This is a genomic window from Lentzea tibetensis, assembly GCF_007845675.1.
In the GTDB taxonomy this organism is placed as follows: Bacteria; Actinomycetota; Actinomycetes; order Mycobacteriales; family Pseudonocardiaceae; genus Lentzea; species Lentzea tibetensis.
The window spans coordinates 128,764-150,065 of sequence record NZ_VOBR01000022.1; the positions used below are offsets into that span (position 1 = coordinate 128,764).

20 protein-coding genes are annotated in these 21,302 nt (G+C 69.8%); 13 read left to right on the top strand and 7 right to left on the bottom strand.

The window, feature by feature from the left end:
- Positions 1 to 115 precede the first annotated feature (115 nt).
- A complete protein-coding gene (locus tag FKR81_RS29850; protein WP_146356868.1) occupies positions 116 to 1,780 on the top strand; it encodes a serine/threonine-protein kinase in 1,665 nt (554 codons plus the stop codon).
- On the opposite strand, the gene FKR81_RS29855 is transcribed toward FKR81_RS29850, so the two are convergent.
- Both FKR81_RS29855 and FKR81_RS29860 read right to left on the bottom strand, forming a co-directional pair.
- On the bottom strand, positions 1,777 to 3,108 hold the full coding sequence (locus FKR81_RS29855; protein ID WP_146356870.1) for an MFS transporter: 1,332 nt from the start codon (positions 3,106 to 3,108) through the stop codon (positions 1,777 to 1,779). The two genes, FKR81_RS29850 and FKR81_RS29855, sit on opposite strands and share 4 nt — an antisense overlap.
- 8 nt (positions 3,109 to 3,116) lie before the next feature.
- Positions 3,117 to 6,044, bottom strand: a complete 2,928-nt coding sequence (locus tag FKR81_RS29860) for a carboxyl transferase domain-containing protein (protein WP_456319422.1) — start codon at positions 6,042 to 6,044, stop codon at positions 3,117 to 3,119.
- Positions 6,045 to 6,197: 153 nt separating this feature from the next.
- Here FKR81_RS29860 and FKR81_RS29865 point away from each other — a divergent pair, with 153 nt between their 5' ends.
- Positions 6,198 to 7,121, top strand: a complete 924-nt coding sequence (locus tag FKR81_RS29865; RefSeq protein ID WP_146356918.1) for a sporulation protein — start codon at positions 6,198 to 6,200, stop codon at positions 7,119 to 7,121.
- Positions 7,122 to 7,148: 27 nt separating this feature from the next.
- Entirely contained in the window at positions 7,149 to 7,421 is a 273-nt protein-coding gene (locus FKR81_RS29870) for a GlsB/YeaQ/YmgE family stress response membrane protein (protein WP_146356874.1), read from the top strand.
- A gap of 259 nt (positions 7,422 to 7,680) precedes the next feature.
- Here the strand turns inward: FKR81_RS29870 and FKR81_RS29875 are convergent, their stop codons facing one another.
- Positions 7,681 to 8,307, bottom strand: coding sequence for a TetR/AcrR family transcriptional regulator (locus FKR81_RS29875; protein WP_222598441.1), 627 nt, complete (start codon positions 8,305 to 8,307; stop codon positions 7,681 to 7,683).
- A gap of 106 nt (positions 8,308 to 8,413) precedes the next feature.
- On the opposite strand from FKR81_RS29875, the gene FKR81_RS29880 reads away from it, so the two are divergent.
- The 8 genes from FKR81_RS29880 to FKR81_RS29915 all read left to right on the top strand — a co-directional run bounded on the left by FKR81_RS29880 (position 8,414) and on the right by FKR81_RS29915 (position 16,030).
- Positions 8,414 to 9,559 (top strand): acyl-CoA dehydrogenase family protein, encoded by a 1,146-nt coding sequence (locus FKR81_RS29880; protein WP_146356876.1) that lies wholly within the window; start codon positions 8,414 to 8,416, stop codon positions 9,557 to 9,559.
- Between the two features lie 11 nt (positions 9,560 to 9,570).
- On the top strand, positions 9,571 to 10,776 hold the full coding sequence (locus FKR81_RS29885) for an acetyl-CoA C-acetyltransferase (protein WP_146356878.1): 1,206 nt from the start codon (positions 9,571 to 9,573) through the stop codon (positions 10,774 to 10,776).
- Positions 10,776 to 11,534, top strand: a complete 759-nt coding sequence (locus FKR81_RS29890) for an SDR family NAD(P)-dependent oxidoreductase (RefSeq protein ID WP_146356880.1) — start codon at positions 10,776 to 10,778, stop codon at positions 11,532 to 11,534. Before FKR81_RS29885 ends, FKR81_RS29890 begins: the two co-directional genes overlap by 1 nt.
- Before the next feature lie 95 nt (positions 11,535 to 11,629).
- Positions 11,630 to 12,754, top strand: coding sequence for a hypothetical protein (locus FKR81_RS29895; protein ID WP_146356882.1), 1,125 nt, complete (start codon positions 11,630 to 11,632; stop codon positions 12,752 to 12,754).
- Complete coding sequence (locus FKR81_RS29900; RefSeq protein ID WP_235921844.1) at positions 12,751 to 14,175, top strand: vWA domain-containing protein; 1,425 nt, start codon at positions 12,751 to 12,753, stop codon at positions 14,173 to 14,175. Before FKR81_RS29895 ends, FKR81_RS29900 begins: the two co-directional genes overlap by 4 nt.
- Positions 14,162 to 14,890, top strand: coding sequence for a hypothetical protein (locus FKR81_RS29905; protein WP_146356884.1), 729 nt, complete (start codon positions 14,162 to 14,164; stop codon positions 14,888 to 14,890). Before FKR81_RS29900 ends, FKR81_RS29905 begins: the two co-directional genes overlap by 14 nt.
- 22 nt (positions 14,891 to 14,912) lie before the next feature.
- A complete protein-coding gene (locus FKR81_RS29910) occupies positions 14,913 to 15,464 on the top strand; it encodes a 3'-5' exonuclease (RefSeq protein ID WP_146356886.1) in 552 nt (183 codons plus the stop codon).
- On the top strand, positions 15,461 to 16,030 hold the full coding sequence (locus FKR81_RS29915; RefSeq protein WP_235921845.1) for a TetR/AcrR family transcriptional regulator: 570 nt from the start codon (positions 15,461 to 15,463) through the stop codon (positions 16,028 to 16,030). The genes FKR81_RS29910 and FKR81_RS29915 overlap by 4 nt, the downstream gene beginning before the upstream one ends.
- Here FKR81_RS29915 and FKR81_RS29920 read toward each other — a convergent pair.
- Genes FKR81_RS29920 through fabG form a run of 4 tightly spaced genes read right to left on the bottom strand, consistent with a single transcriptional unit; the run spans position 15,991 to position 18,417 of the window.
- A complete protein-coding gene (locus tag FKR81_RS29920) occupies positions 15,991 to 16,473 on the bottom strand; it encodes a hypothetical protein (protein WP_146356888.1) in 483 nt (160 codons plus the stop codon). The two genes, FKR81_RS29915 and FKR81_RS29920, sit on opposite strands and share 40 nt — an antisense overlap.
- 43 nt (positions 16,474 to 16,516) lie before the next feature.
- The gene (locus FKR81_RS29925) at positions 16,517 to 17,200 is read right to left on the bottom strand and encodes a helix-turn-helix domain-containing protein (protein WP_146356890.1); all 684 of its coding nucleotides are present in this window, start codon (positions 17,198 to 17,200) and stop codon (positions 16,517 to 16,519) included.
- A gap of 9 nt (positions 17,201 to 17,209) precedes the next feature.
- Complete coding sequence (locus FKR81_RS29930; RefSeq protein ID WP_146356892.1) at positions 17,210 to 17,662, bottom strand: MaoC family dehydratase; 453 nt, start codon at positions 17,660 to 17,662, stop codon at positions 17,210 to 17,212.
- Between the two features lie 2 nt (positions 17,663 to 17,664).
- Positions 17,665 to 18,417, bottom strand: coding sequence for a 3-oxoacyl-ACP reductase FabG (gene fabG, locus FKR81_RS29935; RefSeq protein ID WP_146356894.1), 753 nt, complete (start codon positions 18,415 to 18,417; stop codon positions 17,665 to 17,667).
- 142 nt (positions 18,418 to 18,559) lie between these two features.
- Here fabG and FKR81_RS29940 point away from each other — a divergent pair, with 142 nt between their 5' ends.
- Positions 18,560 to 19,360 (top strand): SDR family oxidoreductase, encoded by an 801-nt coding sequence (locus FKR81_RS29940; protein WP_235921846.1) that lies wholly within the window; start codon positions 18,560 to 18,562, stop codon positions 19,358 to 19,360.
- A 3-nt stretch (positions 19,361 to 19,363) separates the two neighbouring features.
- Complete coding sequence (locus FKR81_RS29945) at positions 19,364 to 20,335, top strand: quinone oxidoreductase family protein (protein WP_146356898.1); 972 nt, start codon at positions 19,364 to 19,366, stop codon at positions 20,333 to 20,335.
- The last annotated feature ends 967 nt before the right edge of the window (positions 20,336 to 21,302 follow it).

Sequence of the window (21,302 nt, forward strand, 5' to 3'; positions counted from 1 at the left end):
GCGAATAATCTATGCGCATGGTCGACGTTCGCGCGATGGTCTGTGACGACCGGGACGCGGTGCCGTGATGCTCGAACGCCGCACAACCGAACCGTTTGTTCCCTAATCTAATTGCGTGCAGAGCGGGGACGTGATCGCGCGGCGGTACCGGCTGGAGGAGGTCGCGGGCGCGGGCGGCATGGGTGTCGTCTGGCGCGCCACGGACCTCGAGCTGCGCCGCGAGGTCGCGATCAAGCAGAGCGCCGAGGGCGACACCCGGCGCGAGGCCCGGATCGGTGCCGGGCTGCAGCACCCGAACGTCATCGCGGTGTTCGACGTGCTGGTCACCGACGGCGAACGACTGCTGGTGATGGAGTACCTGCCGTCCCGCACGCTCGCTCGGGTGCTGCGCGACGACGGCCCGCTCACGCCGGACGCCGCCGCGCGCATCGGTGCGCAGATCGCGGGCGCGCTGGCGGCCATGCACGCGAAAGGCATGGTGCACCGGGACATCACACCCGGCAACGTGCTCGTCGCCGCGGACGGGACCGCCAAGCTGAGCGACCTCGGCATCGCGTTGTGGGCGGGCATCACGGACACCGGGAGCAGCCTGAGCCCCGGCACGCCCGGTTTCGCCGCGCCCGAGGTCGTGGCGGGTGGTGCGCCCACGGCCGCGTCCGACATGTACGCCTTCGGGGTCACGCTGGCGACGGCGGTCGAAGGAGCCGAGGGCGAAGAGCAGCGGTCCTCGTGGTTCGGCCTCGTGCTGTCCGCGCTCACGCACCCGCACCCCAAGCGCAGGCCGTCGGCCTCGCAGGTGGGGGAGATGCTGCGCGATGTCGTGGCCGACGTGCCGAAGCGGCGCAGGCCCCGGCGGCTGCTCCTCGCGGCGGGAGCGTTGCTGCTCGTGCTGCTCACCGTCGCGGGAGTGCTGGTGTGGCAACGGGTCACGGCCGCGCCACCGGCGAACCCGGCGGCGCTGGGAGACCTCCGGACGATCGACGTCTGCGGTTTCCTGGACAAGGCGCCGCTCGCCCGGTTCGGCGCGGTCGAGGTCGCGCACGACGTGGGCCCGTTCAACGTCTGCTCGCTCACCGTGGCCGCTGATCCGCGGCGAGCCGACGGACGGGCACGGGTGACCGTGTCGATCCAGCACGATCCGTACGAGCGGCCGGATGCCGGGAAGATCGAGCAGCTCGCACTGGGCGGGAGCCGGGACCACTGCGCGAAGCAGTTGCTGCTGCCTGGGCCGTACGAGGTGATGATCTGGTCGGAGAAGGACGAGGGCGTCCAGGCGGACGTGTGCGCCATGGCCGACGCGCTCGCCGATCACGTGCGGTCCGTGCTCGAGCAGGGGAACACGCCGAGGAGGGCAGTGCCGGAGCTCCCGTCGATCGGTGCGGTCGACGCGTGCTCCCTGCTCCGTCCGGAGGAACTGGGCGAGGCGCTGGGCGCGCCGGCCGACAGCATTCCCGGCGTGGCGGGCTGGAGCTGCCAGTGGCGGCGGTCGCCGGACCTCCAGGTCGGGATCACCTTGGAGCGCGGCGCCCCGATCGGCGCGGCGGACGGTCAGCAGATGGAGCTCGCCGGCCGCATCGCGATGACGAGCTGCGGCCCCGCCGCCGTGCGGGGTTGCCCGGTCCAGGTGGTGCACCGGTTCTACACCAACGCCGGGGGAGAGCCGAGGACCGAGCTGGTCACCCTGTTCCTCGGTGGGGACGGCTCCCTCCCGGCGGAGGTGCTTCGCGAGCGTGCGGTGCGCCTGGCCGCGTTGGCCGCGGCCAGGCTGCCTCCCGCCTAGTCGGTCTTCGCCTCGGCAGGCGCCTCGCTTGCGTGGTGCGTCTCCGGCAGCTTCCACGCCGAGAAGAGCGTCACGACGCCCATCAGCGCCAGGAACACCGACACCGAGAAGGACGTGCCGGTCGCGCCGAGCAGTGCCGTCATGATGAACGGCGTGCCACCGCTGACCAGGATCGACGCCAGCTGGTAGGCCAGTGACGCGCCCGAGTACCGCACGTGCGGCTCGAACAGCTCACTCAGGTACGCCGCGATCGGGCCGTACACGAGCGAGGACGCGATGCCCGCGACCGTCACGGACACGAACAGCAGGCCGAGCGACTTCGTGTCGATCAGCCAGAAGTACGGGAACGCCCACAGCGTGAGGCCGAGAGCACCCGCGAAGATCAGCGGCTTGCGGCCGTAGCTGTCCGACAACCGTCCACTGAGGAGGATCACCGGCACGCTGACGAGCGACGACAGCAAGCTGATCACCAGCACCGACTGGCGGGACAGGCCCAGTTCGGTCGTCGCGTAACTGAGCACGCCCGCGATCGACACGTAGAAGACCGCGTTCGACGCGAACATCAGGCCCGCGCCGAACAGGATCGCCTTGCGGTGCGTGCGCAGGGCTTCCTTCAGCGGTGCCTGTGCCACCGCGGAAGGATCCGCGGCGCGGCGTGCCGCGATCTCCCTGTAGACCGGGCTGTCCTCCACCTTCATCTGGATGAACAGCACCAGCGGGAACAGCAGGGCGCTGGCGAGGAAGGGAATCCGCCAGCCCCACGACGCGAACGCCTGCGCGCTCATCGTCGTCGACGCCACGATGAACGCCACGTTGCCCAGGATCACGCCGATCGGCACACCGGCCTGGCCGAACGTGCCGGCGAAGCCGCGCCGGTTGGCCCTCGCGCTCTCCGTCAGGAGCAGCACGACGCCGCCCCACTGGCCGCCCACCGCGATGCCCTGCGCGAACCGCAGCAGCACCAGCAGGATCGGTGCGAACACGCCGATCGACGAGCTCGTCGGCAGCAGGCCGATGAGGAACGTCGCCGACGCCATCAGCGCCAGGCAGATCACCAGGGCGGGCTTGCGCCCGAACTTGTCACCGATGTGGCCGAAGACCAGGCCGCCGATCGGCCGGGCGACGAAGCCCGCCCAGAACGTGCTGAACGACAACAGCAAGCCGACGATCGGGGACGCTTCCGGGAAGAACAGCTTGGGGAACACCAGAGCTGCTGCCGTGGCGTAGATGAAGAAGTCGTACCACTCCAGACTCGAACCGACGAGTCCGGCGGCCATCAGTTTGCGGAGCGTGCGGCGTTCGGTGCCGGTGGGGGCGGCAGTCACCATGCAAAACCTCACCAGGTGTCGATGAACGGGCGTTTCTTCCCGGAACGGGAAGTAGTGGGAGCAAGCGCGGTCGAGATCCAGCGGCGCGTGTCCGCCGGATCCACGACGTCGTCGATCTCGAAGACCGACGCGACGTTGAGCGCCTTGCCGTGTTCGTACGCCGCCGCGACCATCTGGTCGAAGCGTGCCTGCCGTTCCCCCGGATCGGCGATCGCGTCCAGCTCCCTGCGGTACCCGAGACGTACCGCCCCCTCCAGCCCCATCGGCCCGAACTCACCCGTCGGCCATGAGATCGCGAACTGCGGCACCTTCAACGAACCCGCCGCCATCGCCTGCGCGCCGAGCCCGTACGCCTTGCGCAGCACCACGAGCCCGAACGGCACGTCGATGTTCGCGCCCGTCACGACCATGCGCGTCAGGTGCCGCACGGTGGCCGTGCGCTCCGCGTCCGGCCCGACCATGAACCCCGGCGTGTCGCACAACGACACCACCGGCAGGTCGAACGCGTCGCACAGCTGCAGGAACCGCGCCGCCTTGTCCGCCGCGTCGGCGTCGATCGCGCCGCCCAGCACGGCCGGGTCGTTCGCGATCAGCCCGATCGGCCTGCCCTCGACCCGCACCAGCGCCGTCACGATGCCGCGCCCGAACCCGCTGCGCAGCTCCAGCACGGAGTCCGTGTCCGCCAACGTTTCGATCAAGGCGCGGATGTTGTAGGCGCGCAGGCGGTTCTCGGGAATCGCGTGCCGCAACCGGCGCTGGTCCGCGCACTCCCAGTCCGAAGTGGACCCTTGGAAGTACGCAAGGTACTTGCGCGCCACGGCAACGGCTTCCTCCTCGGAAGCGACCGCGACGTCCACCACGCCGTTGGGCACCTGCACGTCGAGCGGGCCGACGTCCTCCGGCCGGAACACGCCCAGCCCGCCGCCCTCGATCATGGCGGGCCCGCCCATGCCGATGTTCGCGCCCTCGACCGCGATGATCACGTCGCACGTGCCGAGCAGCACCGCGTTGCCGGCGAAGCACCGGCCCGCGACCACGCCCACCAGCGGCACGAGCCCGCTCAGCTGGGCGAACGCGTGGAACGATCCGCAGTCCAGCCCGCTGACCATGCTGTGGTCGCTGTCGCCCGGCCGTCCGCCGCCGCCCTCGGCGAACAGCACGACCGGCAGCTGCTCCTGCGCCGCCAGCGCGAACAGGCGGTCCTTCTTGGCGTGGTTGCGCACGCCCTGCGTCCCGGCGAGCACCGCGTAGTCGTAGGACATCGCGACGCACCGCCGGCCGTTGACCCGGCCGATGCCGGCGACCATGCCGTCCGCGGGCGTGCGCTCGATCAGGTCTTCCAGCGAGCGGCGCTGACGTTGCGCGGCGATGGCGAGGCCGCCGTACTCGACGAAGTCCTCGCACAGGTCCGCGATGTTCTCGCGCGCGGTCCGGCCGCCGGACGCGTGCCGCTTCTCCTCCATCCCCGGCCGGGAGAAGTCGTGCCGGGCCAGCACTTCGGCGAGGTCGGGGCGAACGTGGTCGAGGTCGACGGCGACCTCTTCGTCGGCAGCGGCCCCAGCGTCCCCGTCGGCCAGCGCCTGGCCCTCGGCGACCGTGTCGCCGACCGACACCAGCACGGTCCCGCTGACCCGCACGACGTGCTGCATCTTCATGGCTTCCAGCACCACGGCGCCGGGCTCGATCGCGACGACCGTGCCGGACAGTGGCGCCCGTGAGCCGGAGGTGGGCTCGTCGGTGATGAACCCGGTGTGCGCGCCGATGATGTCCTGCGCCAGCAGCCCGCGCAGGAACTCGATGTTCGTCGGCACACCGTCCACGTGGAACTCGGCGAGCGCACGCCGGGCCCGGCCCAGTGCCATGTCCAGGTCGTCGCCCTGCACGACGAGCTTCGCGAGCAGCGCGTCGAACCGGGTGCCGACGCGGTAGCCGGGGTAGGCGTGCGTGTCGACGCGGATGCCGGGGCCGGTCGGCGGCTGGAACGCGGTGAGCGTGCCGCCGCCGGTCTGGTTGATCCGGACCTGCACCGCGCTGCCCCGGTCGGCGGGCGTCAGGTCGACGTCGCCGCCCCACGCCAGCAGCAGCTGGGTGCGGACCAGGTCGACACCGGTGACCTGCTCGGTGACCGTGTGCTCGACCTGGAGCCGCGGGTTGACCTCGAGGAACGCGAAGTCGTCTCCGGAGACGAGGAACTCGACGGTGCCGACGCCGGTGTAGTCGACGGCGCGGGCGATCGCGGACGCGGCCTCGTGCAGCGCCTTGCGCAGCGACGGTTCGAGCAGCGGCGCGGGCGCGATCTCGACGAGCTTCTGGTGTCCTCTTTGGAGGCTGCAGTCGCGGTCGCCGAGCACGGTCGTGCCGACGAGCTGCACCTCGACGTGCCGCGCGGGCGTGAGCAGCCGTTCGAGGTAGACGTCGTCGTTGCCGAACGCGGCCAGCGCTTCGGCGCGGCAGCGGGCGATGGCCTCGTCGAGGTCCTCGGCCCGGTGCACCTCGCGCATGCCCTTGCCGCCGCCACCGGAGACGGCCTTCACCATCACCGGGAACGTTCCAAGATCGTCGAGCGTTGGCACACCGAGCGACCCGGCCAGCTCGCGCGCCCGGCGTTTGTCGCCGAGCAGGTCGAGCACCTCGGGCCGCGGACCGACGAAAGTCAGCCCCGCTGCGGCGCACGCGCGGGCGAAGGAGGCGTTCTCGGACAGGAACCCCCAGCCGGGGTGCACGGCCACGCAGCCGTCGGCGGCTCGGACGAGCTGGTCGACGTCGAGATAGGGCAGCGGGCCGTGACCCGTCAGCCGCACCGCGTGGTCGGCCATCCGGACGTGTAACGAGTCGGCGTCGTCCTCCGAGTACACCGCCGTGGTGCGGATACCGAGGTCGGCGGCCGCGCGCAGCACGCGGACGGCGACCTCACCCCGGTTGGCGACGAGAAGCACGAAAATCTTCCTCCTGAGCGACCGCTTAGTATGTGACGGCCGTCGCATGCTCGCATCTCAGGTTGACGTTCGTCCAGACGGAACCGATCCACCCGGTGAGGCGTCAATGGGACACTTCACCGCAAACCAGCAATGGCTATGGAGGCCACCGTGGTGTTCAAGAGGATGTTGCGCGCGTTCGGCGTGGGCGGGCCGACGGTGGACACAGTGCTGACGAACCCCAACGTCCGTCCCGGTGAGCTGCTCACCGGCGAGGTCCGCATCGCGGGTGGCGACCACCCCGCCGACATCGACCACGTCACGCTCTCGCTGATGACCAAGGTCGAGGTCGAGAGCGGCGACAACGAGTACAACACCAACCGCGAGTTCGCCAAGGTCGCCGTCGCCCAGCGCGTCCAGGTCGCGCCCGGCCAGCGGCTGGCGCTGCCCTTCCAGTTCCCGGTTCCGCTGGAGACGCCGCTCAACGTCGTGATGGGCACCCAGCTCGCCGGCATGCAGATGGGCCTGCGCACCGAGCTCGAGGTCCGCGGCGCCGTCGACCCCGGCGACCTGGACCCGGTGTGGGTGCACGCGCTGCCGTCGCAGGAGCGCGTCCTGCAGGCGTTCGCCCAGCTCGGCTTCCGCTTCACGAAGGCCGACAACGAGCAGGGCAGGCTGCACGGCGTGCCGCAGCAGCTGCCGTTCTACCAGGAGATCGAGTTCTACCCGCCGCAGCAGTTCATGGGCCGCGTCAACCAGGTCGAGCTGACCTTCGTCGCGACCCCGCAGGCGCTCTACACGATCCTCGAGGCCGACAAGCGCGGCGGCATGTTCCGTGCCGGCGGTGACTCTTTCGGGCACTTCCACATGTCACACGAACAGGCGATGGGCTCGGACTGGGCCGGCATCATCAACAACTGGATGTCGCAGATCAGCGGCCGTGGCGGCCACGGCATGCACGGTGGGCACGGCGGTCACGGGGTCCACGGTCACGGCATGGGAATCGCCGGGATCGCCGCTGCAGGTGCGGCTGGCGTCGCAGGTGGGATGATTATGGGCGAGGTCTTCGACGAGATTGGCGACTTCTTCGGAGACTGACGCCCCGTCCCATCAAGGGAGGCAGTCGTGTCCATCGAGAGCATCCTCGGCGCACTGATCATCGGTCTCATCATCGGCGTGCTCGGCAAGCTGGTGGCCCCCGGCAAACAGGCAATCCCGATCTGGCTGACCCTGATCGTCGGCATCGCCGCGGCGTTCCTCGGCACGTTCGTGGCGCGGGCGTTCGGCGTCGCCGACACGGCGGGCATCGACTGGATCGAGCTCGTCTTCCAGGTCGTGATCGCCGCGGTCGGTGTGTCCGTGGTCGCCGGCGTCTACGGCCGCAAGTCCGTCCGTTAGCTCGAGTGCCATGAGGGGAGCTTTGCCAGCGTTCAGCGCTGGCAAAGCTCCCCTCATGGCGTCAGGGCCCGTTCGAATGCGGATGCCGCGCGAAGCACGGCATGTTCGCCGCGGACGCCGGCCTGTGGACCGACACGACCTGGTGGTCGACTCCACCTCGGTCGAGTGCGCCCGGTCCCGGGAAGCGGTCAAGCGCTCCGAAACTCGCCGGGTGGGCCGGCAACAGCTGCAGCGCCAGTCACACGCGTGACTTGCTCGGCTAGCTCATCAGCATCCGCCGGACCAGGTCCGCGTACAACGCGCCGATCTGCTCCGGCGTCCGCTTGCCGGTCGGCTGGTACCACCGGGCCACGTCGATGCACAGCGACAGCACGGCCAGCGTCGCCCCGCGCAGGTCGGGCGCGTCGAACAGGCCTGCCTCGACGCCCTCGGCGATGATCGAGCGCATCCGGCCCTCGATGCCCCTGCGCAGCTCCACGACGGTCGCGTGGTGCTCGGGCGACAGGGCGCCCAGCTCGTACTGCACCACGCGCGCGGTCGTGTGGTACTCCGCGTGCCAGCGCGCGAAGGAAGACACCGCGTTGCTGAGGCGTTCGACCGGGTCCTTGCCCGGCACGTCGGACAGCACGCTCAGCGACAGCTCGTGGCCGATCTTGCTGATCTGGAAGAGCAGGTCTTCTTTCGAGCGGTAGTGGATGTAGACGGCCGCGGGGCTCATCCCGGCCAGCGACGCGATGTCGCGCGTGGTGGTGGCGTGGTAGCCCTTGTCGGCGAACGCGTGGGCCGCCGCGATGAGCATGCGGCGTGCCGCGTCCGGGGTGACGTGTCGCCACATCTCGTCCAGCAGCTCGGCCTCGTGCTGCCCGGACACCTGTTGCGCGGTCATCCCGGTCCTCCTTGTTGACAGGCCCCGAATCGTACTGCACGCTAAGCGGGCGCTTAGGATCTAAGCAACCGCTTAGTATGTGCTCGACCCGTTCGGAGGAGGACCCGTGCAGCGCACGTTGTTCAACGAGGATCACCACGCGTTCCGGGAGACGGCGAAGCAGTTCGTCGAGAGGACCATCCGGCCGAACGTCGAGAAGTTCATCGAGCAGCGTGAGATCGACCGGGACGTGTGGCTGGAAGCCGGTCGTCAGGGGCTGCTCGGACTCGAGGTGCCGGAGCAGTACGGCGGCAGCGAGGCAGGCGACTACCGGTTCAACACCGTGTTCGCCGAGGAGCTGTGCCACGTCAACGCCGCCGTCGCGTCGAGCCTCGGCATCCACGGCGACGTCGTCGCGCCCTACCTCGTCGACCTGTGCACCGAGGAGCAGAAGCAGCGCTGGCTGCCCGGCATGTGCACCGGTGAGATCAAGACCGGTATCGCGATGACCGAGCCGTCGGGTGGTTCCGACCTCGCCGCGCTGAAGACCAACGCCGTCAAGGACGGGTCCGACTGGATCCTCAACGGCTCCAAGACGTTCATCACCAACGGCTACACCGCCGACATGATCGTCGTCGCGGCGCGCACCGACCCGGCGAAGGGCGCGCGCGGCATCACGCTGTTCGCCGTCGAGACCGGGATGCCCGGCTTCGAGCGCGGCCGCAAGCTCGACAAGGTCGGGCAGCACCCGTCCGACACGGCCGAGCTGTTCTTCTCCGACGTCCGCCTGTCCGCCGAGCACGTCATCGGCGAGGAGGGCCAGGGCTTCATCTACATGATGGAGCGCCTGCCGCAGGAGCGGATCGGCGGCGCGATCTCCAACCTGGCGCACGCCGTCGGCGTCTTCGACGAGACGCTGGAGTACGTGAAGGAGCGCAAGGCCTTCGGCCAGGCGATCGGCAAGTTCCAGCACAACAAGTTCCTGCTCGCCGAGCTGCGGACCAAGATCGACGTCACGCAGGCCTTCATCGACAACCTGACGCTGCAGCACGTCAACGGGCAGCTGACCGCGGTCGAGGCGGCGCAGGCGAAGTACTGGAGCGCCGATGTCGAGAACGAGGTCATCGACGCCTGCGTGCAGCTGCACGGCGGCTACGGCTACATGACCGAGTACCGCGTCGCCCGCGCGTGGATGGACGCCCGCGTCACGAAGATCTGGGCGGGCTCCAACGAGATCATGAAGGAACTCATCGGCCGCGACCTCGGCCTCTAGGAGACAGTCACATGCCTGAAGCAGTCATCGTTTCCACCGCGAGGTCACCGATCGGTCGCGCGCGCAAGGGCTCGCTCGTCGACCTGCGCCCGGACGACCTGGCCGCGCAGATCGTCAAGGCCGCGCTGGACAAGGTCCCCGGCCTGTCCCCGCAGGACATCACCGACCTGCACCTCGGCTGCGCCGAGCCGCAGGACCAGCACGGCCAGAACATCGCGCGCCGCGTCGCCGTGCAGCTCGGGTTCGACACGCTGCCCGGTACGACGGTCAACCGGTTCTGCGCGTCGTCCGTGCAGACCGCGCGGATGGCCTTCCACGCCATCAAGGCGGGCGAGGGCCACGCGTTCATCAGCGCGGGCGTCGAGTGCGTGTCCCGCTACATGCACACCGGCACGCCCAACGAGAACCCGCTGTTCGACGAGGCCCGCGCCCGCACGCAGACCACGGCCGAGTCGAACACGCCGTGGACCGACCCGCGCATCGACGGCAAGCTGCCGGACTACTACATCGCGATGGGCCAGACCGCGGAGAACGTCGCGAACCTGCACGGCATCTCGCGGCACGACCAGGACGAGTTCGGCGTGCGGTCGCAGAACCTCGCGGAGAAGTCGATCGCGAACGGGTTCTTCGAGCGCGAGATCACCCCGGTCACGCTGCCCGACGGCCGCGTCGTGTCGACCGACGACGGCCCGCGCGCAGGCGTCACCTACGAGGCCGTGGCCGGTCTGAAGCCGTCGTTCCGCCCGGACGGCACGATCACCGCGGGCAACTGCTGCCCGCTCAACGACGGCGCGGCCGCTGTCGTGATCATGAGTGACGTGCGGGCTCGCGAGCTGGGCCTGACCCCGTTGGCGCGCATCGTGTCCACGGGTGTCTCGGGCCTGTCGCCGGAGATCATGGGCCTCGGCCCGGTCGACGCGACGAAGCAGGCGCTCGGCCACGCCGGTCTGTCCATCTCGGACATCGACCTGGTCGAGATCAACGAGGCGTTCGCCGTCCAGGTGCTCGGCAGCCAGCGCGAGCTGGGCATCGACATGGAGAAGCTGAACGTGCACGGTGGTGCCATCGCGCTCGGCCACCCGTTCGGCTCGACCGGTGCCCGCATCATGACCACGCTGATCAACGGCATGCAGGCACGCGACGCGCAGTTCGGTCTCGAGACCATGTGCGTCGGCGGCGGCCAGGGCATGGCCATCATTCTGGAAAGGCTTTCGTAGTGGGCATCCTCGACAGGTTCCGGCTCGACGGGAAGGTCGCGATCGTCACCGGCGCGTCCTCCGGTCTCGGTGTGGCGTTCGCGAAGGGCCTCGCGGAGGCGGGCGCGGACGTCGTGCTCGCCGCGCGCCGCGCGGACAAGCTGAAGGACACGGCGCAGCTCGTCGAGGCGGCCGGACGGCGCGCGCTCGTCGTGCAGGCCGACGTCTCGCAGCCTGACGACTGCCGTGAGGTCGCCGCACAGGCCGCCGCGTTCGGCACGGTCGCCGTACTGGTGAACAACGCCGGTGTCGCCTCGGCCGTCCCCGCCTCGCGGGAGACGCCGGAGCAGTTCCTCGGCGTGATGGACGTGAACCTCAACGGCGCGTACTGGATGGCGCAGGCCGCGGCCGCGGTGATGACCGAGGGCGGCTCGATCATCAACGTCTCGAGCGTGCTCGGCATCGTGACCGGTGGCATCCCGCAGGCCGCGTACTCGGCGTCGAAGGCCGGCCTGCTGGGCCTGACCCGCGACCTGGCGGCGCAGTGGACCGGACGCAAGAACATCCGCGTCAACGCCATCGCGCCGGGCTTCTTCGCGTCCGAGATGACCGACCAGTACCCGCCGGGGTACCTGGAGAAGTACGTGAGTCTTCTGCCGATGGGCAGGGTGGGTGACCCGGAGGAGTTGGCAGCGGCGGTGGTCTTCCTCGCCTCACCCGCGGGCGGCTACGTCACCGGAGAGACCCTCGTGGTCGACGGCGGTGCCGTGATCGTCTGATTGGCGCCGAATGATCTGATCGGCGGAGTGCCAGCGGCCGCCCCTGCGACGTTCAATTGGTCCAGGGGTGGCCGTTCGGCGTGTCTGGGGGAGTCGTGGACGAACCGGAGTTCAGAGTCGTCGACCCGGTGCTGAGATTCCTCCGGCTGTTCCTCCCGACCACCGCACTCGCGGTCGCGGGCATCGTCACGCTGCTGGTCGCCGGCCACCTCACGGGGCCCTTCCAGCAGATCACCGTGGTGCGCGCGATGCTGGCCTCCAAGCGCGAGTTCTTCCAGGACGAGCAGGTCGAGCGCATCCTGATGGCCAAGGGCCTGCAGGTGCACGTCACGCCGGTCGGGTCGTTCGACCTGGCGGCGAAGGAGGACCTGGACTCGTACGACTTCGTGTTCCCGTCCGGTCAGGCGGCCAACGAGCAGGTCAAGAAGCGGCGCACCGGCAAGCACGCGGTCCCGTACCGGCCGTTCTTCAGCCCGGTCGTGCTGGCCACCTACCGCAACTACGCGGACGCGCTCGTGCGCGCCGGTGTCGCGGAGCGGCAGGCCGGCGGGGACCTGTACTACGACCTCTCGGTCGGCGAGCTGATCGGGTTGATCGACCAGCGGAAGCTGTGGAGCGACTTCGGCCTGGACAACGGGAACCGGATCATCGCGCAGACCCCCGATCCCTGCCGCACCTACTCGGGTGCGGTCTACGTCGGCTTCGTGGCGTTCGCGAGCGAGAGCGACACCCCGCGCACCGAGGACGCCGCCGCCGAGCTGGCGCGGCGGATCAAGCCGTACTTCGACGTCGAGGGCCAGCACCTCGAGGACATGGCGCCGAAGTACTTCTCGCCGGAGGGACGCACGTTCGCACCCGTCGCCGTCATCTACGAGCACCAGTTCATCGCCTACCAGACCGGGCAGGCCCGGCCGGACCGCGACCGCGTGCTGCTCTACCCGAAGGCGCAGCACCAGAGCGCGCCCGAGCTGATCTCGTTCGGCGCGGCCGGTGACCGGATCGGCGACCTGCTGATGCACGACGCGGCGTTGCGCAAGCGCGCGGTGGAGCTGGGGTTCCACCTGCTCGGTGCGGGAGGCGGGCCGGAGGAGGACTTCGCCGCGTTCGTCAGCGGACGCGGGCTCTCCGTGCCGCGCACCGGTTTCGGCGACATGGTCGCGTACCTGCCGGACGGGCCGCTGTTCGACCTGATGCGCAAGGAAGTCGGTGGCTGCCGGTGAGGGCCGCGGTCGCGGTGCTCGTGCTCCTGATGGCCGCGTGCACGGCCAGCACGCCCGAGCCGGTGCGGCTGACCGTGCTGGCCAGCTCCGAGCTCGCCGACCTCGGTCCGGTGCTCGCGGACCTGAAGCGGGACACCGGTGTCGAGCTGGCGATGGAGTACAAGGGCACGATCGAGGCGAGCGGGCAGGCCGGCGGGTACGACCTGACCTGGTTGTCCACCAACAGGTTCCTCGAGCTGCGCGGCGGTGAGCCGCCGTTGTCGGCGACCACGATGCTGTCGCCGGTCGTGCTCGGCGTGAAGCCGGGCAAGCAGCTCGGCGAGCGGCCGACGTGGGCGGACATCGCCGACCGCGCCGCGCTGGGTGAGCTGCGCTTCGGCATGGCCGACCCGAGGGTGTCCGGTGGCGGGCTGGCCGCGCTCATCGGGGTCGCCACCGCCGCGGCGGGCACCGGGTCCGCGCTGCGGACCGAGGACGTCAGCTGCGACCGCATCCAGGGGTTCCTCGCCGGCCGCGCGTTCGACTCCCCAGACGTGACAGGGGAGTTCGTGCGCAGGCAGTCCGAAGTGGACGCCATCGTCGCGCACGAGTCGGAAGTGCTGGCGCTCAACGCTTCCGGGAAGCTCTCGCAACCGCTCGAGGTCGTCTATCCGCGCGACGGGATCGTCCTGTCGGACTACCCCCTCACCCTGATCAGACCCGACAAGCGCGCGGCCTACGACCGGGTGGTCGGGTGGGTGCGCTCGCCGGGAGCACAGCGTTCGATCATGGAACGCACGTGGCGGCGGCCCGTCGACCCGGCCCTGCAGCGCGCCGAGAAGCTGGCTCTGCCGATGGGGAACGCGCTGTACTTCCCGGACAGCCAGGAGGTGATCGACCGGCTGCTGGCGTTCTACGACCGGGCGGGCACCGGGCGCCAGGTGGTGTTCGTGCTCGACTACTCGACCTCCATGCGCGGTGAGCGGGTCTCCCGGTTGCGCGAGGCCTTCGCGGCGCTGAACGGGTTCGACCGCTTCCACGTCGGTGAGACGGTCACGATCGTGCGGTTCGCAGGCCGGGTGCTGGAGGAGCGGTCGGTGACGGTGTCCGGCCGGGGTGACCTCGACGCGTTGCTGGCCGTCGTCGCGTCCGACGACCTGCAGGACCACACCGCGATCTGGTCGGCGGTGGACCACGCGCTGCGGCTGGTGCGGGGTGAGGCGACGGTCGTGCTCATGACGGACGGGGAGAACAACGCGGGCCTGACCGCGAACGAGTTCTTCCGGGTCGGACGCGGTGAGGTGCCCGTGTACCCGATCCGGTTCGGTGAGGCGGATCCCGCGGACCTCGACCGGCTGGCGCAGGCGAGCGGTGGCCGGCTCGTCGACGCGACGGCGAAGTCGTTGCTGGAGGCGGTGAGGGAGATCCGTGGATGTCGATAGAGGACTCTGGTGGTCCGTCACGTGGCCGTGGCTCGTCATCTGGGTGCTGACGGTCGCCGCGGTCGTGGCCGTCGCCGCCATGGTGGTCGTGCGGGGCATGGCGTTGTGGCGCGGCCGGGGTGAGCCGGAGCAGGACGTGCCGGGCCTGCTGTTCTACGTGCACGGCGAACGCGTGATCAACCTGTGCAAGGTCGGGCGGTACGACGACGCGGTCACCCGGCAGTTCGTCGAGCAGATCACCGTGACCAAGGACGGCAGGCTGCAGGTCGGCCCGTCCGAGTTCGGGATCGGCGCGGGCGGGTCGGTGCAGCGGCAGACCACGAACACCTACGAGAAGCCGGCGACCGAGATCGACGTCATCGGCGTGGTGCTGGCCGGGTTGCAGTCCGCGAACGGCGTCGTGCACGCCGACCTGACGAAGCGGTCCATCCGCGCGGACACGGCGTGGCGGCGGGCGAGACCGGCGCGGCTGTCCGACATCCGCGACTACGTGTCGCTCGACGGCAGGTTCGAGCTCTCCGAACGGACCGGCGACAGCGTCGTGCTGCTGGCGCCGATCGGTGAGCAGCGGGTGCGCGTCGAGTGCGACGACAAGGGCCTGCGGGACACCAGGGTTCCCGGCGGCCTGTTCAACGCGCGGTGCATCGGCAAGGTCCAGTCGTGGAACGCGGCCACCGGGGAGATCGTCGTGCTGCCGGTCGTCATATTCCAGTAGACGGGTGGGGGACGATCGTCCCGTGATTCAACTGGACCAGGTGCTGGTCGTCGACGTCGAGGCGACCTGCTGGGAGACAGCGCCGCCTCCGGGGCAGCGCAACGAGATCATCGAGATCGGCGTGTGCCCGGTGGACGTCGCGACCGGCGAACGGGGTGAGCGGCGCAGCATCCTCGTGCGGCCGCGGCACTCCGAGGTCAGTCCCTTTTGCACGGAGCTGACGACGCTGACCGCCGCGCAGGTCGCCGATGGCGTGACCTTCGCCGAGGCGTGTGCGTTGCTGCGCCGCGAGTTCCGCGCTGACAGGCGGGTGTGGGCGTCGTACGGCGACTACGACCGCAAGCAGTTCGAACGCCAGTGCGCCGCCGAGGGCGTGCGGTACCCGTTCGGGCCGCGGCACGTCAACGTGAAGACGCTCTTCGCGCTCGTGCGCGCGTTGCCGCGCGAGGTCGGCATGAGCGAGGCGCTGAAGATCGCGGGGCGTCCGCTGGACGGGACGCACCACCGCGGACACGACGACGCGTGGAACATCGCCGGACTTTTCGCGGAACTGGTCTGTACGCTCCGGACGTGACCGTTCCGGAAAGGCTGATCGACGCCGCGACCCGCCTCTTCGCAGACAAGGGTTTCGACCGCGTCGCCGTGCAGGAGATCGTGCAGAGCGCCGGTGTGACCAAGGGTGCGATGTACCACTACTTCGGGTCGAAGGACGACCTGCTGCACGAGATCTACGGCAGGGTGCTGCGGATGCAGACGGAGCGGCTGGAGAAGGTGTCGGCCGACTCGGCGCCGATCGCCGACCGGCTGCACGCCGCCGCGACCGACGTGATCGTCACCTCCGTCGAGAACTTCGACGCCGCCAAGGTGTTCTTCCGCTCGATCGACAGCCTCGCCGAGGAGACCCGCCGCGAGGTGCGCGCGGAACGCCGCCGCTACCACGAGAAGTTCCGGTCGCTGATCGAGGAAGGCCAGTCCGCCGGCGTGTTCCGCGCGGACGTGCCCGCCGACCTGACCACGCACTACTTCTTCGGCAGCGTGCACCACCTGGGCACCTGGTACCGCACCGACGGGCCGGTGTCCGCGCGCCAGCTGGCGGACTACTACGCGGACCTGCTGCTCGCCTCCGTCACGAAGGCCTGAACGGCTTTCGCGGGTTCGTCGGCGTGGAATCGCACGAACCTGACGGTGTGGCCCTGGATCTCGGTCGGTTCGGTCAGCGTCAGGTGCACGCTCGTGGTGCTGGCCGCGGTGATCGACAGCGTGTCGTCCGCGAACTCGACGGTGCGGCCGTGGCTGCCGCTCCACTCCGCGCGCACGGACTTGATCCGGTGGCGGGGGATCGGGATGTCGGTGGACCACGAGAACCGCAGCCGCAGCTCCTCGTCGTCGAGGGTGTGCGGGTTCGCGGTGAGCGAGCGCGCGTAGGCGAGCACCCAGACCAGGCTCAGCACGCCGAGCACGAGCAGGATCCATCGGGTGGTCGGCCACGGCACCAGCAGCTCGGCGGCCACCAGGTCGGCCGCTGAGGCCGCGATGAGGAACCGGTTCACGAACTTGAGGTCGGCGGCGTAGGGGATCTCCATGCCGCCGAGCGTGGAGGCCTGACGCTGCGTCAGGGCAAGGGTTTCAGGGCAGGTCGACGCCGGTGACGCGGGTGGTGACCTCGTGCTGCACCTGGTTGAACGGGTCGAGGAAGGTCGCGATCAGCTTGCGCACGGCCGGTGGGAGGTCGTCGGCCTCGGGGAACTTCGGGAGCAGCGCGGTGAGCCTGCCCGCCAGCTCGGCCGGGTCGCCGGTGCCGTCCTGGAGCTGGAGTGCCAGGTCCAGCCACTGTTCTCGGGCCTGTGGCGCGGCGAGCATGCGGTCGAACTCCGCCAGCAGGCCCGGTGCGGTCGTGGCGACGAGCTGCCACGCCTGGCGGTCCAGCTCGATGAGGTCGGCGCGCACGCCGTTCGCGGCCAGGTGGTCGTATAGGCCCACGACGCGTTCCGGCAGTTCCACAGTGGACCCGCGCAGCTCGGCGATCCGCTTGCGCTGCAACGCTATCGCGCGTTCCTGCTCGGCGAGTTCCGCGTCGAACGCGTCGAGGTGCGCGGTGAGGTCACCGGAGAGAGCGGCCGGGATGCGGTCCACCGGCAGTCCTGCGTCGCGGAGCTGCCGGATGCGGACGAGCCGCGTGAGGTCGGCCATGCCGTAGCGGCGGTAGCCGAGCGAGTCGCGGATCGGTTCGGGGAGCAGGCCTTCCGCGTGGTAGTGGCGGATGGCGCGCACCGTGGTGCCCGCCAGATCCGCCAACTCCCCGATCAGCACCGTTCCAGACTACGGAACGATCACCGAGACGATCTCCGCGACGCACGCGGGCTTCTCGCTGCCCTCGATCTCCACCACGACCTTGGTCACGAGCTGCTTGCCCAGCGCGATGTCGGAGATCTCGGTGAGCTCGACACCGGCGCGCACCCGCGAGCCGACCAGGACGGGCTGCGGGAAACGGACCTTGTTGGACCCGTAGTTCACGCCCATCTTGATGTTCTTGACGGTGTAGATGTCCTTCACCAGGTACGGCACCAGCGAGATGGTGAGGTACCCGTGCGCCACCGGGCCGCCGAAGGGGCCCTTCTTGGCCTTCTCGACGTCGATGTGGATCCACTGGTGGTCCAGCGTCGCGTCGGCGAACAGGTTGACCTGCTCCTGGGTGACCTGGTGCCACTCGCCGTGCCCGAGGTGCTCGCCCTTGGCCGCGACGAGCTCGTCGATGTTCTCGAAGACGCGCATCATCAGTCCTTCGGTCCGCCGGCGACGTAGATGACCTGGCCGGACACGAAGCCGGCGCCCTCGCTCACCAGGAACGAGGTGGTGTGCGCGATGTCGTCGGGCGTGCCGACGCGCTGCACCGGGATGGTCTGCGCGGCACCCTTCTTCAGGTCCTCGAAGTCGACGCCCATGCGCGCGGCGGTGGCGGCGGTCATCTCGGTGGCGATGAAGCCGGGAGCGATCGCGTTGACCGTGACGCCGAACTTGCCGAGCTCGATCGCCAGGGTCTTGGTGAAGCCCTGAAGACCGGCCTTCGCGGCGGAGTAGTTCGCCTGGCCGCGGTTGCCCAGCGCGGACGTGCTGGAGAGGTTGACGACGCGGCCCCAGCCCTCCTTGGTCTGGTACGCCTGCACGGCCTTGCTCATCAGGAACGCGCCGCGCAGGTGCACGTTGATGACCGCGTCCCAGTCGTCGGCGGTCATCTTGAACAGCAGGTTGTCGCGCAGGATGCCCGCGTTGTTGACGAGGACCGTCGGCGCGCCGAGCTCGTCGGCCACGCGGGCCACGACCTCGTTGACCTGCGCTTCGTCGCTCACGTCGAGCTTGGCGGCGAACGCCTTGCCACCACCCGCGACGATCTTCTCGGCACCGTCGCGCACGGCCTGCTCGTCGAGATCGAGCAGTGCGACGGCGAAACCGTCGGCGGCCAGTCGCTGGGCGACGGCAGCGCCGATGCCGCGCGCGGCACCGGTGACGATGGCAACCCTGTCGGCCACGGGGACCCTCCTCTGGATGCGGGCTAAGCAAGCGCTTAGTAACGTACCTTGCAGTGGTGGAGCTGCGCCAGCTTGACGTCGAGCTGTGTGCCCAGCACCATACCGACTGGTCGGAATGTCACGCTCGAGGAGGCATGCGCCCGTGGACTACACAGGCAAGGTCGCGCTCATCACCGGCGGCTCGAACGGCATCGGCGCCGCGGTCGCCCGTCGGCTCGCCGCGGGTGGCGCGCGCGTCGTCGTCGCGGACGTCGATGATGCGCAGGGCAAGGCCGTCGCCGACGAGATCGACGGCACGTTCGTGCGCTGCGACGTCACCCGCTTCGAGGACAACGTCGACGCCGTCGCCGTCGCCGTGGACACCTGCGGTGGCCTGGACATCGTGTTCCTCAACGCGGGCGTCGCCACCAACACGTACTTCGGCGAGGAGTTCTCCGTCGAGCTGTACCGCCGCGCGATGGGCATCAACCTCGACGGCGTCGCGTACGGCGCGCAGGCGGCACTCGGCGCTCTTCGCGCGCGGGGTGGTGGCCACATCGTCGCCACCGCGTCGATGGCGGGCCTCATGCCGACGCCGGGAGACCCGGTCTACGGCGCCAACAAGGCGGCTGTCGTCGGGCTGGTCCGCGCACTCGGTGGTGCACTGAAGGACGACAACATCCTCGTCAACGCCCTGTGCCCGGCGTTCGCCGACACCAACATCATCACCCCCATCAAGTCGACCCTGGAGGAGGTGGGCATGCCGATCCTGCCCGTCTCGAAGGTGGTCGACGCGTTCGAGTCCATCGTGGACTCGGGTGGCACCGGCGAGGCCTGGTTCGTGCAGGCGGGCCGCCCGTCCGAGCCCTTCGGCTTCCGCAACCCGCCGGGCCCGCGCGCGGAGGACGGCTCCCGCATCGCCGCCGCCACCAAAGACCCCATCACCCTCGCCAAGGAGAGCTGAGCTGTGCGTGCCATCCAGATCACCGAGTTCGGTGGACCCGAGGTCCTCCAGCAGGTGGAGCTCCCGGACCCCGTTCCGGGTCCCGGCGAGGTCCTGATCGACGTCAGCCGGGCGGGGCTCAACTACGCCGACACCCACCAGGCCGAGAACAGCTACCTGTCCTCGTACACCGTGCCCCTCGTGCCCGGCGGCGAGGTCGTCGGCACCACCGCCGACGGTCGTCGCGTCGTCGCGCTCACCCCCGGTACCGGTGGCTACGCGGAGAAGGCCGTCGCGCCCACGCTGACCACCTTCGACGTGCCGGAGGGCGTCGACGACCTCACCGCGTTGTCGCTGATCGTGCAGGGTGCCACCGCCTGGCTGCTGCTGCGCAAGTCCGCACACCTCGAGGCAGGCGAGTCCGTCGTCGTGCACGCCGCCGCCGGTGGCGTGGGCACGATCGCGGTGCAGCTGGCCAAGCTCTGGGGTGCCGGGCGCGTCATCGCGACCGCGTCGTCGGACGACAAGCGCAAGCTCGCGCTCGACCTGGGTGCGGACGTCGCCATCGACTCGCGGTCCACGGACATGACGGCCGACCTGATCGAGGCCAACGGCGGGCGGCGCGTCGACATCGTGCTCGACATGACCGGTGGCGCCACCACCGACCAGTCGATCGTTGCCTTGGCTCCGTTCGGGCGGCTCGCGTTCTACGGCATGGCTTCCCGGGAGCGGCCCAAGGCGATCGAGCTCGGCAACCTCTTGTCGCACTCCACCACCGTCGCCGGTATGTGGCTGCCGCACGCTCTGCGTGTTCGGGATGCCGCGCACGGGACGTTGGCGCATCGGGCCATGGCTGAGTTGTTCCAGCTCGTGCTGGAGGGGAAGGTCAAGGCCATTCCCGGTGGCGAGTACGGGATGGGTGAGATTCGGCAGGCTCACGAGGATCTGCGGTCGCGGCGTACGCAGGGCAAGCTGCTGCTGGACCCGTCCCGCTAGGTCTTGGTTTTCGTGGTCTTGGGTTTTGGTGGTGGGCGGGGAGGGGCTCGCTGATCACCAGAGGTCGCCACATCGAAAATGCCCTGTCAAGGCGGAAAAGCTGCCTTGACAGGGCATTTTCGATGTGGCAAGGCTGCGCCTGATCAGCGAGACCCTCCCCGCCCTGGCCGTCCGGATGCTTGGGATTATTTGGCTGCCGGTTTGGGCTCGGGGGCCGCGCCCGTTCCGCAGTGCGGGGGTTGCTGGTGCGGCGGGCGCTCTTTTCTCTTGGTACGCGCCGGTTTTGGCGGTGCTCGCTTGGTTCGCGCCGGTTTCGTCGGGCTCGCTTGGTGCCTGCCGGTTTGATCGGTGCTCTCTTGGTTTCTGCGGGTTTCGTGGTGGGTCGCCGGGTGTGTTGGCGTCGCTTCGCTCGCCGGGGGATCACGGCGCGCCGCAGATGTTGCGGGCTGTCGCACCCCTGGTTTGTGGCTGACTTGCCTGTGGGGGCGGGGGATTGTCGGTGTTGGCTGGGAGCATCGGTTCGGGGGGTTCTCGGGTGCGGGGGACGCCCGCGTGAGCGCGCTCGCGGCCGCGAGCGGCGGCCCGGCAGGGCAGGGGTGTGTCGTATCGGGCGGAAGGCGGCCCAGCGGCGGGTGGGCCGGGCTGGCTGGCCCGGCGGCGGGCGGTCGGTGTGCCGACAGAAGGCGGGCCCGACGGCAAGCGGGTCGGTGCACCTACGGAAGGCGAGTCCGACGGCAGGCGGGCTGGTGTGGTTGCGGAAGGCGGGCCCGGCGGCAGGTGGGCCGGTGTGATCAGGCAAGGAGTGTGCGTGTCCGCAGTGAGCGGGGTGGTGGGCACCTGGCGATTGGGCCTTGACTTGGGGTGCGGCGTGGTACCCCTATCGGGCCGGCAGGTGCTCTTCCTGCCGGCGGAGCCGGCCCCACCACGCCGCGAGGGGCCCCAAGATGCTCCTATGGATGGTCAAGCC

Coding starts and splice junctions, on each gene's coding strand:
- FKR81_RS29855 (WP_146356870.1), bottom strand. CDS start 3,108: ATGGTGACTGCCGCCCCCACCGGCACCGAACGCCGCACGCTCCGCAAA.
- FKR81_RS29875 (WP_222598441.1), bottom strand. CDS start 8,307: ATGACCGCGCAACAGGTGTCCGGGCAGCACGAGGCCGAGCTGCTGGAC.
- FKR81_RS29885 (WP_146356878.1), top strand. CDS start 9,571: ATGCCTGAAGCAGTCATCGTTTCCACCGCGAGGTCACCGATCGGTCGC.
- FKR81_RS29920 (WP_146356888.1), bottom strand. CDS start 16,473: ATGGAGATCCCCTACGCCGCCGACCTCAAGTTCGTGAACCGGTTCCTC.
- FKR81_RS29930 (WP_146356892.1), bottom strand. CDS start 17,662: ATGCGCGTCTTCGAGAACATCGACGAGCTCGTCGCGGCCAAGGGCGAG.